Raw genomic sequence first — 12,811 nt, 5'->3', positions numbered from 1 at the left:
CTGTCATGGCGTGGAAAAGTGATCGAAGCCGCGCGGCAGGTCGGTTTCCGGCCGGCCATCCGGGCCCAGCACGGCCAGGCCGGCGGCGGCGGTGATGCGTCCGATGGCGGTAACCGCCACCCCCGCCCGCGCGGCGGCGGCGCGCACGGCGTCGGCGCGCTCGGGCGCGGCGGTGAAACAGAGTTCGTAGACGTCGCCGCCGCCCAGCAAGGCATGGCGCAGGCGGGCCGGATCGACGCCGCGCAGCGCGGGAGCCGCCGGCAGATCGGCAAAACGCAATTCGGCGCCCACGCCGCTGGCCTTGAGCACGTGGCCCAGGTCCTGCAACAAGCCGTCGGAAATATCGATGGCGGCGTTGGCCACGCCGGCCAGCGCCTGGCCCAGGGCATCGCGCGGCTGCGGCCATTCCAGCGCGCCGCGCGTGGCCGCCAGCAGGCCGGCGTCGGCCGGCATCTGGCCGCTAAGCAGGCGATAGGCGATGTCCGCCGCGCCCAGCGCGCCCGAGACCCACACCTGGTCGCCCGGGCGCGCGCCGTCGCGGCGCAATGCCTGGTCCGGCGCGACGGCGCCGAACACGGTGACGCTGATGGCGATTCCCAGGGTGCTGCCGGTGGTGTCGCCGCCGATCAAGGGGCAGGCGCTGGCCTCGGCCAGCGCGTGAAATCCCTCGGAAAACGCCGCCAGCCAGGCCGGCTCGACCGTCGGCAGGGCCAGGCCCAGCAGGCAGCCGATGGGACGGGCGCCCATCGCGGCCAGGTCGGAAACGTTGACGGCGAGGGCCTTGTGTCCCAGCGCGCGCGGATCGACGTCCGGGAAAAAGTGCCGCCCTTCGATCAACAGGTCGGTGCTGGTGGCGACCCGCATGCCCGGCGGCACGCCGAACAGCGCGCAGTCATCGCCCACGCCCAGCATGCCCGCCGGCGCGGGCCGCTTGAAGTAGCGGTCGATGAGATCGAATTCGGACGCCACAGGCTCTCCCTGCCTCCGGCGCGCGGGCGCCGTCAGCGGCGCGCCGCGGCCGCGCGCACTTCGTGTTCGCGCACTTCGGCGGCCAGCTTGTCCAGCACGCCGTTGACGAACTTGAAGCCGTCCGTGCCGCCGAACGACTTGGCCAGTTCCACCGCCTCGTTGATCGCGACCTTGTACGGCACCTCGACGTGGTGCACCAGTTCATAGCTGCCGATCAGCAGGATGCCGTGCTCCACCGGCGACAGCTCCGCCAGCGGACGGTCCACGAAGGGCATGAAGCGTTCGCGCAGGGTCGGCGCTTCGCGCAGCACGCCGTGCAGCAAGGTCTTGAACCACTGCGCGTCGGCTTCGGAAAAATCTTCCGCGTCGCGCAGGTGGGCATCGATCTCGCCGGCGTCCTGGGTTCCCTGGTCGCCGCGCAGCAGCCACGCGTAAACACCCTGCAGCGCGAATTCGCGCGCACGGCGGCGGGCGCTGCGCGCATTGGCGCGCGCCTGCGCGGCGTTATCAGCGGCGGTCGTCATCGTCGTCTTCGTCATCAAAATCTTCGTCTTCTTCATCCTCGTCGTCTTCCTCGGGCTCGAGGGCGGCGACCAGGTTGGCCATTTCCACCGCGACCTGGGCGCAATCGCGGCCCTTGACGGCGGCGCGCGCCTGGGCTTGCTCGTCGGTGTCGACCGTCAGCACGCCATTGGCGATAGGGATACCGGTTTCCACCGAGATGCGCGTGATGGCGGCGGCCATTTCGTTGCTGACCACTTCGAAGTGGTAGGTTTCGCCGCGGATCACCGCGCCCAGCGCCACCAGCGCATCGAATTCGAACGTTTCGGCCATCTTGGCCAGCGTCACGCCCAGTTCCAGCGCGCCCGGCACCGTCACCAGCATCACGTCGCGCTCGTCGACACCCAGCTTTTCCAGTTCCTCGAGGCAGGCATCCTGTTCGGCCTGGCCGATTTCCTCATTGAAACGGGCGCGGACGATGCCGATGTGCAGCCCCTCGCCGTTCATATCAGGGGATAAGGTGTATGGATTCATGGATGAGCTGCCTTATTGCTGGGTGGATATCGGAGGATCGCAATCGTAACCGGTAATCGTCAGGGCAAAGCCGGCCATGCTGGGCATCTTGCGCGGACGCGCGAGCAATTTCATCTGCCCGACGTTGAGATCGCGCAGGATCTGCGCGCCGATGCCGTAGGTGCGCAGGCCCATGCGGTCGCCGCCCCCCGTGGCATGCTTGACGTCGCCGGCCGACCAGTTGGCGATCTGGCCGAACAGTTCGTCGGCGGCCGCCTGCAGGTTCATCAGCACCACCACGCCCGCGGGCGCCTGGGCGATGGTGCGCAAGGCCTGCGACACGCCCCAGCTATGCTCGCTGGCGCCGGTGTCCAGCACGTCCAGCACCGAGGCCGGCTCGTGCACGCGCACCAGGGTTTCGCGCTGCGGGTCGATGTCGCCGTGGACCAGCGCCAGGTGGGCCGAGCCCGTGGCGGTGTCGCGATACGCGATGGCGCGGAAACTGCCCCAGGCGGTCTGCATGGCGCGCTCGCCGATGCGCTGGACGATGGATTCGTGTTCGCTGCGGTACTGGATGAGGTCGGCGATGGTGCCGATCTTCAGGCCATGCTCGCGCGCGAAGGTCACCAGGTCGGGCAGGCGCGCCATGGTGCCGTCCGGCTTGAGGATTTCGCAGATGACCGCGGCCGGGGTCAGGCCGGCCATGGCGGTGAGGTCGCAGCCGGCTTCGGTATGGCCGGCGCGCATCAGCACGCCGCCGGGCACCGCGCGCACCGGGAAGATGTGGCCGGGCTGCACCAGGTCGGCCGGGCGGGCGTCGCGCGCCACGGCGACGCGGATGGTGCGGGCGCGGTCGGCGGCCGAGATGCCGGTCTCCACGCCCTCGGCGGCCTCGATGGACACCGTGAAGTTGGTGCCGAAACGGGTGCCGTTGCGGCTGGCCATCAGCGGCAGGTCGAGCTGGCGGCAGCGCTCTTCGGTCAAGGTCAGGCAAACCAGGCCGCGGCCGTGGGTGACCATGAAATTGATGGCCTCGGGCGTGACGAATTCGGCGGCCATGACGAGGTCGCCTTCGTTTTCCCGGTCTTCCTCGTCGACCAGAATGACGATGCGGCCGGCGCGGAGTTCGGCGATGATTTCAGTCACCGGCGCGATGCCGAACGAACCGGGTTCGGCAGGGGCGGGACTCAACTGTGCGGACATGGCGAAGGAGCGTGAGCGGTAAAGGAAGGGATTTTACCGCTCTCGGGGGCGCGCGGCCGGATATCCGCGGCAGGCGTCCCGGCGATACACTGGGAGACATAACCCTGTCATCGGAATGGATATATAAGGATACAACCAACCGATCGGTGACAGGATTATGAATCGTCATCAAATTTCGGCCTGCGGTCGGTAATATCCCCTGTCTTTTTTGCCACCGAGCCGCCAGGGGGAGCCCACCCCGTACCCGCTTCGCGGGCCCCCTCAAGGGGGCGGCGTTGGCGGACCGGCAAAGCCGGCTCCGCTACGCCCTGGATGGGCACCGAGGGTTGCGGCCCCCATTGGGGGAGAGCAAGCGGCGTCAGCCGCGCGGTGGTTTGTGGGCTTTTTTTATCGTTTCCCGGAGCGTCATGTCGGAACAGGAATTGAAACTTCACGTGCCCGCCGCCGCGCGCAAGGCCCTGGAGCAGGAAGTCAAACAGCGCGACGCCAGCCGCATTCGCCTGCATGCGATGTATTTCGACACGCCGGACCGCGAGCTGGCCCGCGCCCGGGTGGCGATACGCCTGCGCCGCGAAGGCAATGTCTGGGTGCAGACGCTGAAGACGCCGGGTAACAACGCGATTACCCGCATCGAGCTCAATCACCCCCGGCCCGGCCCCATCCTCGACCTTTCGGTCTATGCCGGCACGGAGGTGGAAGCCACCCTGGCCGGCCTGAAGGGCGAGCTGGGCCTGCGCTACGAGACGGACGTCACGCGCCTGATCCGCAAGGTGCGCAACCGCCAGGGCACGGTGGAAATCGCCTACGACCGCGGCTTACTGCGCGCCGGCGCGCTGGAACTACCGATCAGCGAGATCGAGTTCGAGCTGATGTCGGGCAAGCCCGCCGCGCTGTTCACCGCGGCTCGCGCCTGGCTGCGCCGCCACGGGCTGGTGATGGACGCGCGCAGCAAATCCGAGCGCGGCGACCGCCTGGCGCGCCTGGCCCACACCCTGGACGGCTTGCAGGACGACGAGGCCCGCGCCGCCGCCATCGATGAATTCTGGACCAGCACCGGCGCGCGCAACGTGCGCCTGGACCCGGCCATGTCGCCAGCCCAGGCGCTGGGGGCGGTCGCGGCCGAGTGCCTGGACCAGATCATCCGCAACGCGGCCGTCCTGGCCGAAGTCGACACCGACGGCATCCGCAAGGCCGGCAACCCCGAACACGTGCACCAGTTGCGCGTGGGCATGCGCCGGCTGCGCTCGGCCTGGCGCCTGTACGACGGCTGGGCGGGGCTGCCGCCGGCGCCGCTGCAGGAAGGCATACGGACCTTCTTCGCCGCCTTCGGCGCCAATCGCGACCAGGACGTATTGCAGGAGAGCATCATCCCCGCCCTGGTCCGCGCCGGCATGCCGACCTTCCCGATGGAAGCGCCGCCGCCTTCCGCGCCTTCGCGCGAGATCGCCGCCAGCCCGGAATTCCAGGGCTGGCTGCTGGACATGCTGGAATGGAGCCTGGACGTGCCGGCCGCCGCCACCGGACCGGCCAGCGGGCTGGCCGGCGCCGCCTCCCCGTCGTCCGACGCCATTGCGGCCAACGGCGTGACGGCGGGCGACGAAGCGGCAACCACGCTGGGCCTGACCGGCGAGGATGCCGCCGCGCAAGCCCTGCGCGCCGCCGAGGCCGCCGGCGCCGTACCGGCCCCGGTCGACTGGGACAGCACCCACGCGCCGCAGATCGTCCCGTCCATCATTCCGCTGGTGCCGCCGGAACAGGAAACGCCGCCCACGCTGCACGACCTGCTGGCCGCGCGCCTGCGTAAATGGCATCGCCGCGTCCTGCACGAGGGCCGGCACTTCGCGGCGCTGGACATCCCCAGCCGCCATGCCTTGCGCAAGCGGGCCAAGCGGCTGCGCTACGGGTTGAATTTCACGGAGTCGCTGCTGCCGGCCGCCAAGGTGCGCGACTACAAGATCCGCCTGGCCGCCGTGCAGGACGTGCTGGGGGAAATGAACGACCTGTCCGTGGCGCACGATCTTTATCGCCAATGGAGCGTGCAGTATCCGCAGGCGTGGTTCGCGCTGGGCTGGATCAGCGCGCGTCAGGAAGAACTGGTGGCCAAGGCCGAACGCGCGTTCAAGCAATTCGGACACGCGAAGGAATTCTGGAAATAGGCGGCATACCGGCGCCGGAATGGATATCGAGATGGATATCCGAATCCGGCCGGCGGCCGGACCATTCCGCGGTCCGGCCCCCTTCCGCGAGTTATCCCGCCAACAGCGCGCCGGCGAATTCGTCGGCGACGAAGGGCTGGAGGTCTTCCAGGCCTTCGCCCACGCCGATCCAGTAGACCGGCACCGGGCGCACGCCCTGGCTGCCCGCGGCCACGGCGGCCAGCGTGCCGCCCTTGGCGGTGCCGTCCAGCTTGGTGACCACCAGGCCGGTAAGGTTGATGGCGGCGTCGAAGGCGCGGATCTGCGCCAGCGCGTTCTGGCCGGTGTTGCCGTCGATCACCAGCAGCACCTCGTGCGGCGCGTTGGCGTCGGCCTTGCCGATCACGCGGCGGATTTTCTTCAGCTCTTCCATCAGATGCAGTTGCGTCGGCAGGCGGCCGGCGGTGTCGACCATGACCACCGAGGCGCCGCGGGCGCGGCCGGCATTGACGGCGTCGAAGGCCACGGCGGCCGGATCGCCGCCCTCCTGCGCGATGACGGTCACGTTGTTGCGGGCGCCCCATTGCATCAGTTGCTCGCGCGCGGCGGCGCGGAAGGTATCGCCGGCGGCCAGCAGCACGCTGGCGCCCTGCTGCTGGAAGGTATAGGCCAGCTTGCCGATGGACGTGGTCTTGCCGGCGCCGTTGACGCCGGCGATCATCACCACCAGCGGCTTGGCGCGGGTGACGTCGAAGCGGCGCTCCAGCGGACGCAGGTGATCGGCCAGCAATTCACGCAAGGCGTCGCGCACCTTGGCGGGGTCCTCGATGCGGTCTTTCTTGACGCGGGCGCGCAACGCGGTGAGCAGCTTCTCGGTCGCCTCCAGGCCGGCATCGGCCATAATGAGCGCCGATTCCAGTTCCTCGAACAGGTTTTCGTCGACCTTCACGCCGACGAACAGGCCGCCTATGCTCTGGCCGGTACGCGCAAGGCCTTTCTTCAGGCGGTTCAGCCAGGAGGTCTTGGCGGGCGCCGCCTCGGCAGGGGCGGCAGGCGACGGCTCGGGCTGAGCTACGGTGGACGGCGTGACCGGCGGCGCGGCGGGCGGCGTGACCGGGGCCATGGGCGGGGCTGGCTGCCCCGAGGCCGGCGCTACGTATGCGGCGCTAGGCGTCTGGACGGCCGATGCCGTCACGGGCTCCGCGGCGACCGATGCCGGAGCAGGCGGTGACGCGGCGCTTCCGGCCGGGAGGCCGGCGGCAGCCTGGCTGCCAGCGGCCGGACTACGAGTTTCCGTCGCCGGGGTGGCGCCGGACGGCGCTGCCGCAGGTCGCGCAGAACTGGGCGAAAACGCAGGTGGCACCGGTGCAGACTGTGCAGACACTGGCGCGGACGTGGGCGGCACCGATGCAGGCGGTGTGGAAGCAGGCGCAGACGGCACCGGCGCAGGCTGTGAGGAAGCAGGCACGGACGCGGGCGCCGGAGGCACCGGGGCGGCTTGCTCGGGGACCTGCGCGGGCGGCGCGTCGGCTACGGGCTCGGCGGGCGTCTGAACGTCCGGCGCGGGCTTTTTTTTCTTGAAGAAGTTGAATTTTTCAAACATGGTGAACAAGTATATTCGCATCGTCGGTGGCCTTTACCGGCGCACCCCCATCGCCGTCGTCGACGCCGCCGGCCTGCGCCCCACCCCCGACCGGGTGCGCGAGACCCTGTTCAACTGGCTGAACCACTTCTGGGACAACCGCTACGACGACAAATCGGTGCTGGACCTCTTCGCCGGCAGCGGCGCGCTAGGCTTCGAAGCCGCCTCGCGCGGCGCCGCCCACGTGCAGATGGTGGAGCGCGACCGCGCCGCCCTGTCCGCCCTGCGGACGGTGCGCGACAAGCTCGGCGCCACGCGGATCCGCATCCACGCCGGCGACGCCCTGGACACGCTGCGACGCATGGACGCCACCCGCTACGACCTGGTCATGCTGGACCCGCCTTTCGGCCAGGATTGGCTGCCCCGCATCTGGCCCCTGCTGCCGGGCATCCTCACCGAGAACGCCTTGGTGTACGCTGAGAGCGAAAACGCCCTCGAAGCGCCCGAAAATTTCGAATTATTGCGTCAGGACAAAGCCGGCGCGGTGCACTACCACCTGCTGCAATTTGCTGCATTGCGGAAATAGGTCAATAATCGCCGTTCGGAGAGATGACATACCTATAAAACGAGGGAGGTCGCATGATCATCGCTGTATACCCCGGCACGTTCGATCCGCTCACGCGCGGTCATGAAGATCTGGTTCGCCGCGCTGCCACATTGTTCGACGAAGTCGTCGTGGGCATCGCGCACAGCCGCAACAAGAAACCCTTTTTCAGCATCGACGAGCGCGTGGCCATCGCGCGCGAAGTGCTGGGCCACTATCCCAACGTGCGCGTGGAAAACTTCGGCGGCCTGCTCAAGGATTTCGTGCGCGAGCAGAACGGCCGCGTGATCGTGCGCGGCCTGCGCGCCGTCTCCGACTTCGAATACGAATTCCAGATGGCCGGCATGAACCGCCACCTGCTGCCGGACGTCGAGACGCTGTTCATGACGCCGTCGGACCAGTACCAGTTCATCTCCGGCACCATCGTGCGGGAAATCGCCCAGTTGGGCGGCGACGTCAGCAAGTTCGTCTTCCCCTCGGTCGAGCGCTGGCTGCAGGAAAAGGCCAAGCAACGCCGCGAACAGACCTGGCAGGGCTGACCGGCGCCGCCGGCGCCTCTACCCACGCCGGCGGCAGGGTCGCTTCGGAGGCCGGGGCGACGCGGGGATTACAATCCCCTTATTGCCCTTACTTGCGCAGGCGCCTGCCCACCCTCGCCGGGTACCGCGGGCGCCCATCTCCATGGCCCTGAAAATCACCGAGGAATGCATCAATTGCGACGTTTGCGAGCCCCAGTGCCCGAACGAAGCGATTTCCATGGGTGAGGACTATTACGTCATCGACCCGGACAAATGCACCGAATGCGTCGGCCACTACGATGAGCCGCAATGCAAGGTCGTTTGTCCCGTGGAATGCATCGAACTGCATCCCCAATGGCACGAAGGCCAGGAAGCCTTGATGGCCAAGTACCATCGCCTGACGGCGCCGCGCTGACCCAGGCCCCGGCCACGCCCGCCGCCCGAATGACATCCCCCCGCACCTCCCTTCCGCTCTCGCGCCGCGGCGACATGTCGCTGTCGGCCGTCGTCGCCGGCCTGGTCGCCGTGCTGGTGAGCTTCGGCGGCACGGCGGTGCTGATGGTGCAGGCTGGCCATAGCGCCGGCCTGGACCCGGCGCGCATCGGATCCTGGCTGGGCTCCATCTGCCTGGCCCTGGGCCTGGGCGGCGCCTGGCTCAGCCTGCGCCTGCGCGTGCCCGTCGTGCTGGCCTGGTCCACGCCCGGCGCGGCCCTGCTGATCAGCGCGCTGGCCGGCGTGCCCTTCGGCGAGGCGGTCGGCGCTTTCGTGCTGGCGGCGGCGCTGGCCCTGGCCTGCGGCCTGCTCGGCTGGGTCGATCCCATCGCGCGGCGCATTCCGCCGCAGATCGCGGCCGCCATGCTGGCCGGCGTGCTGCTGAACTTCGGCATCGGCGTGTTCGGCGCGATGGGCAAGGAAGCATGGCTGGTCCTGCCCATGGGCTTGGCCTACCTGCTGTGCAAGCGTTGGGCGCCGCGCTACGCCATCCTGGCGGTGCTGGCCTGCGGCCTGGCCGTCGCGGCCTCGCGCGGCGTGCTGCGTTTCGACGCGGGCGGCTGGGAATTGACGCAATTCGTCTGGACCACGCCGGAATTCACCTGGCGCGGAGCGATCAGCCTGGCGCTGCCGCTGTTCGTGGTGGCGATGGCCTCGCAGAACCTGCCCGGCCTGGCCATCTTGCAGGCCGCGGGCTATCGCGTGCCGGCCTCGCGCCTCATCGCGGTCAGCGGCGGCGTGGGCTTGCTGGCCGCGCCCTTCGGCGCGCACAGCGTCACGCTGGCCGCCATCATCGCGGCGATCTGCGCGGGCCATGAATCGCATCCCGACCCCGGCCGGCGCTATGTCGCCGCCGTCACCTACGGCGTGAGCTACGTAGTGCTGAGCGTGGCCGCCGGCGCGGTGGCCGTGTTTTTTCAGGCCTTGCCGCCGGCATTGATCGCGGCGTTGGCTGGGCTGGCGCTGCTGGGCCCCATCATGGGCGGCCTGGCCAGCGCGATGCAGCACGCCGAAAGCCGCGAGGCGGCCCTCATCACCGTGCTGGCCACGGCATCGGGCATGAGCTTCTGGGGCATCGGTTCGGCCTTCTGGGGCCTGGCGGCGGGCCTGCTGGCGCATGCGCTGCTCGCCCCGCGCCGGCGCGCCGTGCCTGCGCCGGCGCAGACGACGCCGGCGCTGACGCCCGCGTCAGCCGACGCTGCCGAAGCGGAACGCTAGCGCCGGATCACGCCGGCCAGTCGATCGGCCCCATCTCCGGATGCACTTTCATCAGCCGGCAGGGGATGCCGGCATAGTTGGAGACCCAGGCGGCCGCCAGTTCGCCCTCGTCCACCACGTCCACCGCCTGCGTGCCCACCATGATGGCTTCGCGCACGCTGTCGTCGTCCTCGATGACGTCGAGCGGAATGTCGATGCGCAGCATGCCCGGCGCGCGCAGCACCAGATAGCCGAAACGCAATTCCACCTCGATTTCCGCCAGGCGCGGACAGATGTCTTGCGTCAGCCATTGGCCGCCGGAATGCACCAGCAGCCAGCGCCGTTCGTAGGCGGCCGCCTGCGGGTTGTCGGTGCCGCCGCAATGGGCCACCGGATGATGGATGGGTGTGCTCATTTCCCCGTGATTCCTTTCAATACCTTACCCAGATCCTGGAGTCGTTCTTCCGACTTGCCATGCTTGTGCTTGAGGGCGTCCTTCAGGCCGCGCTGCAGGGCGCGGGCGGCCAGGTCGCCGGCCATGGCGCGCCAATCGACGCGATAGCTCAAATGATCGTAAGGCCCGTGGACGTGCACCGGCACGCCCAGGCCGCGCAATTCGTCCAGGCCTTCGGCGCGCGGCGGCGCATCGGCGATGCGGACCTGCGCCACCAGGTCGACCGTGTCCGCGCCGACGTCGATGCGGGCGGGCGATCCCTGGGTCACGCGCAGCAGCGGCGAAACCAGCGCCAGAGACTTGAAGGTGCCGACGCCATTGGCGAAGGCCAGGTCCGCGTCCAGGCGCGAGAACGCAGTTTCGCGCGAGGCGTCGGCCTGCACCTCCGTGCTGTCCTCGCGCTTGCCCGACAGCACCAGCGCCTTGACGTCGCGCAGGACCTGCCCGACGTTGATGCCCTGCACGGCGCCATCGCGCACCCGCAGTTGCGCGGTGCCGGACAATTGACGCTTCAGGGCCGGGACGTCGGCGCCCTGGGTCTTCAGGTCCAGCGCCACGTCGCCGGTGCCCGTCAGGGCGCGCCGGCCGGCCACGTCGGCAAGCAGGGGCCCGATCGCCACGCCGTTCAGATTCAGGCGCGCGCTCATGGCGTTCTCGCGCGCGGCATCGACCGAGAAGGCGCCCGCCAGCTTGCCGCCGTACAGCGCGGCGGACAGGCCGCCGAGGTCCAGCTTGCCGCGCGCCAGCGCCACGTTGGCGCGGACGGTATCGGCATGCAGGCCGCGCGCCACCAGCGTTCCGATGGAGACGCTGCCCTTGGCGCTCATGCCGGCCAGCGCGCTGAAGTCCACCTTGTCCGTTTCCGGCGCGCTGGCAGGCGCCTGTGCTTCTCCCGCGCCCTTGCCCGCCGGATCGCCCGCGGGCGGCCGCGGCGCGCCGAGTATCGCGCCGCCGGCCGGGGCCAGCTTGTCCAGGTCCAGTTGATCGACCGCCAGCGCGAACGTGATGGCGGGATGCGCGGTCAGTTGCGCGACGCTGGTCTTCAGGTCGAACTTGCCGCCTTCCAACTGCGCATTGAGCGCCGCCTCGGCCGAGTCCTTGGCCAGGTCCGCGCTGAGGGCGCCGGTCAGGGGAATCTGCATGGCGCCTTGCGGCAGGCCGGGATCGGTGATGGCGATATTGCCCTGCACGGCCGGCAACGCGCCAGCGCGGTGCGCCAGGTCCAGCGTCAGCGGCGAGGCGAGCGTAACGGCGACTTCGCGCGTCCCGGGCTTGCCGCCCGCGCGCGCCGGCGCGACGCTGGCCGTCGGCGCGGCATCGGCGGACGCTGGCCGCGCGGCGCGGGCGCCGTATGAAATCGTGGCCTGCGCCTTGACCTCCTCCACGCTCAGCGCCTCGGCGTTGCCGCCGATGCCCTTGAGACCGAAGCGCAGGTCCACGCTGTCGCCGCCGTTGAGCCGCAGGCGGCCGCCCAGCGCCGCGCCGCTGGCGCCTGACGGCGAAACGCTCAAGGCCGGCGCATCCACCGCCAGCTCGAAGGGACCGTCCGGCGCGGCGCCCTTGGCCCGCACCGTCAGCTTCTCCCAGCGCATTTCATGCCGGGCCGAATCGAACATCAGCGCCGGCGCCGCGATGCTGGCGTCGACGTTGGACAAGGGCCGCGCCGGGTCGCGCAGGTCGCCCTCGAACACCAGTTCCAGGCCGGCGGCCTCCAGCTTGCCGCTATCGAAGCCCAGCTTGCCGCGCGCGGTCAGGGACTTGGCCTGGGCGTCGCCGAGGCGGCCGCTCAGGCGCAGGTTCATGTCCTCGGCGGCGTAGCGGGGGCCGGCCGGGTTCAGGCTCAGCTTCGCCTGCCCGGTCAGGTCGGCGTCCACCGCCGGCGCCGTGCCCTGCAAATGGGCGGACAACTGCACGGGGAAAGGACGGTCGTACGCCACGCGGCCCGTGGTCGCTTCCAGTTGCGTTATCGCCAGCGCCAGGCCGGAGCGGTCATCCTGCAATTGCAGCTCGCCGTCCTTGAGGTCGACGCCGGCGATGTCGATGCGCATGCCGCCGACCATGGGCGAGGCGCCGCCGGCGTCGGCCGCGGCCTGCCCAAGACCGGCGGCGGCCCCGGCGGCGCTCTGCGCGGCGCCGGGCGCGGCGGCCGGCGTATCCGCTGCCGATGGCGCCGCGTCGCCGGCCCCCGGAACATTGTCCGCATCGGCAACCGGCGCCGGACCGCCCACCAGGTCCTCGAAGTTGAAGCGGCCCTGCTTGTCGCGCACCACGCGCGCCTTGACCCCGCTGAAGGTCAAATGGTCGATGACCAGCTTCTTCGATAGCAGCGGCCAGATGGCGACGGAAACCTGGGCGTCCTCGATGGACGCGAACAGCTCGTCGCGGCCTGGCTCGGTCAACGAGACGCCCTGCAGGGTCAGGCCCAGCGTGGGAAACAGCGTCATGTCGATGTCGCCGTCGATGATCAGCGTGCGGTGGAAGCGCTGGCTCACCATTTCCTGCAGCCGCGCCTTATAGGCGTTGGGATCGAACGTCAGGACGAACACCGCCGCGGCGGCTACCACTACCGCCACCAGGATGGCCAGGGCCAATACGATGCGTTTGATCCAGGTCTTCATCGGCTCTGCTTAAATCCGGACAATA

General features: G+C 69.6%; 11 protein-coding genes and 1 pseudogene. 5 read left to right on the top strand and 7 right to left on the bottom strand.

Annotated features, from left to right (window positions below; genetic code table 11):
* Positions 1-3: 3 nt before the first annotated feature.
* Genes thiL through ribBA form a run of 4 tightly spaced genes read right to left on the bottom strand, consistent with a single transcriptional unit; the run spans position 4 to position 3,186 of the window.
* Positions 4-969: a thiamine-phosphate kinase gene (thiL, locus tag CAL29_RS02745; RefSeq protein ID WP_094851459.1), complete on the bottom strand. Its 966-nt coding sequence runs from the start codon at positions 967-969 to the stop codon at positions 4-6.
* Positions 970-1,001: 32 nt separating this feature from the next.
* On the bottom strand, positions 1,002-1,493 hold the full coding sequence (gene nusB / locus CAL29_RS02740; RefSeq protein ID WP_094851458.1) for a transcription antitermination factor NusB: 492 nt from the start codon (positions 1,491-1,493) through the stop codon (positions 1,002-1,004).
* A complete protein-coding gene (gene ribH, locus CAL29_RS02735; protein WP_094851457.1) occupies positions 1,477-2,004 on the bottom strand; it encodes a 6,7-dimethyl-8-ribityllumazine synthase in 528 nt (175 codons plus the stop codon). Before ribH ends, nusB begins: the two co-directional genes overlap by 17 nt.
* Before the next feature lie 12 nt (positions 2,005-2,016).
* Positions 2,017-3,186, bottom strand: a complete 1,170-nt coding sequence (ribBA, locus tag CAL29_RS02730) for a bifunctional 3,4-dihydroxy-2-butanone-4-phosphate synthase/GTP cyclohydrolase II (RefSeq protein WP_094851456.1) — start codon at positions 3,184-3,186, stop codon at positions 2,017-2,019.
* A 407-nt stretch (positions 3,187-3,593) separates the two neighbouring features.
* On the opposite strand from ribBA, the gene CAL29_RS02725 reads away from it, so the two are divergent.
* The gene (locus CAL29_RS02725) at positions 3,594-5,342 is read left to right on the top strand and encodes a CYTH and CHAD domain-containing protein (protein ID WP_094851455.1); all 1,749 of its coding nucleotides are present in this window, start codon (positions 3,594-3,596) and stop codon (positions 5,340-5,342) included.
* A gap of 91 nt (positions 5,343-5,433) precedes the next feature.
* On the opposite strand, the gene ftsY is transcribed toward CAL29_RS02725, so the two are convergent.
* Positions 5,434-6,810 carry a signal recognition particle-docking protein FtsY gene (gene ftsY / locus CAL29_RS02720; protein WP_373559713.1) on the bottom strand — a complete coding sequence of 459 codons (1,377 nt, stop codon included), beginning with the start codon at positions 6,808-6,810 and terminating at the stop codon, positions 5,434-5,436.
* 112 nt (positions 6,811-6,922) lie between these two features.
* Between ftsY and rsmD the strand changes: the two genes are divergently transcribed.
* From rsmD to CAL29_RS02700, 4 genes and pseudogenes are all read left to right on the top strand, one after another.
* Positions 6,923-7,489, top strand: coding sequence for a 16S rRNA (guanine(966)-N(2))-methyltransferase RsmD (rsmD, locus tag CAL29_RS02715; protein ID WP_094851453.1), 567 nt, complete (start codon positions 6,923-6,925; stop codon positions 7,487-7,489).
* Between the two features lie 53 nt (positions 7,490-7,542).
* Positions 7,543-8,046, top strand: a complete 504-nt coding sequence (coaD, locus tag CAL29_RS02710) for a pantetheine-phosphate adenylyltransferase (protein WP_094851452.1) — start codon at positions 7,543-7,545, stop codon at positions 8,044-8,046.
* A gap of 142 nt (positions 8,047-8,188) precedes the next feature.
* Complete coding sequence (locus tag CAL29_RS02705) at positions 8,189-8,440, top strand: YfhL family 4Fe-4S dicluster ferredoxin (protein WP_094851451.1); 252 nt, start codon at positions 8,189-8,191, stop codon at positions 8,438-8,440.
* A 29-nt stretch (positions 8,441-8,469) separates the two neighbouring features.
* Positions 8,470-9,657, top strand: a pseudogene (locus tag CAL29_RS02700) (benzoate/H(+) symporter BenE family transporter); the annotation flags it as partial.
* A gap of 85 nt (positions 9,658-9,742) precedes the next feature.
* Here CAL29_RS02700 and CAL29_RS02695 read toward each other — a convergent pair.
* The gene (locus CAL29_RS02695; protein WP_094851449.1) at positions 9,743-10,129 is read right to left on the bottom strand and encodes an MOSC N-terminal beta barrel domain-containing protein; all 387 of its coding nucleotides are present in this window, start codon (positions 10,127-10,129) and stop codon (positions 9,743-9,745) included.
* Positions 10,126-12,786: an AsmA family protein gene (locus tag CAL29_RS02690; RefSeq protein WP_094851448.1), complete on the bottom strand. Its 2,661-nt coding sequence runs from the start codon at positions 12,784-12,786 to the stop codon at positions 10,126-10,128. Before CAL29_RS02690 ends, CAL29_RS02695 begins: the two co-directional genes overlap by 4 nt.
* Between the last annotated feature and the right edge of the window lie 25 nt (positions 12,787-12,811).

This window comes from Bordetella genomosp. 10 (assembly GCF_002261225.1).
Classification (GTDB): Bacteria; Pseudomonadota; Gammaproteobacteria; order Burkholderiales; family Burkholderiaceae_B; genus Bordetella_C.
The sequence above is the reverse complement of the archived record's forward strand: the minus strand, read 5'-3'. Positions and strand labels throughout refer to the sequence as shown.

Bases quoted from the DNA above. Each gene is read 5' to 3' on its own strand.
- nusB (WP_094851458.1), bottom strand. From the start codon at position 1,493: ATGACGACCGCCGCTGATAACGCCGCGCAGGCGCGCGCCAATGCGCGC.
- ribH (WP_094851457.1), bottom strand. From the start codon at position 2,004: ATGAATCCATACACCTTATCCCCTGATATGAACGGCGAGGGGCTGCAC.
- ribBA (WP_094851456.1), bottom strand. From the start codon at position 3,186: ATGTCCGCACAGTTGAGTCCCGCCCCTGCCGAACCCGGTTCGTTCGGC.
- CAL29_RS02725 (WP_094851455.1), top strand. From the start codon at position 3,594: ATGTCGGAACAGGAATTGAAACTTCACGTGCCCGCCGCCGCGCGCAAG.
- rsmD (WP_094851453.1), top strand. From the start codon at position 6,923: ATGGTGAACAAGTATATTCGCATCGTCGGTGGCCTTTACCGGCGCACC.
- coaD (WP_094851452.1), top strand. From the start codon at position 7,543: ATGATCATCGCTGTATACCCCGGCACGTTCGATCCGCTCACGCGCGGT.
- CAL29_RS02705 (WP_094851451.1), top strand. From the start codon at position 8,189: ATGGCCCTGAAAATCACCGAGGAATGCATCAATTGCGACGTTTGCGAG.
- CAL29_RS02695 (WP_094851449.1), bottom strand. From the start codon at position 10,129: ATGAGCACACCCATCCATCATCCGGTGGCCCATTGCGGCGGCACCGAC.
- CAL29_RS02690 (WP_094851448.1), bottom strand. From the start codon at position 12,786: ATGAAGACCTGGATCAAACGCATCGTATTGGCCCTGGCCATCCTGGTG.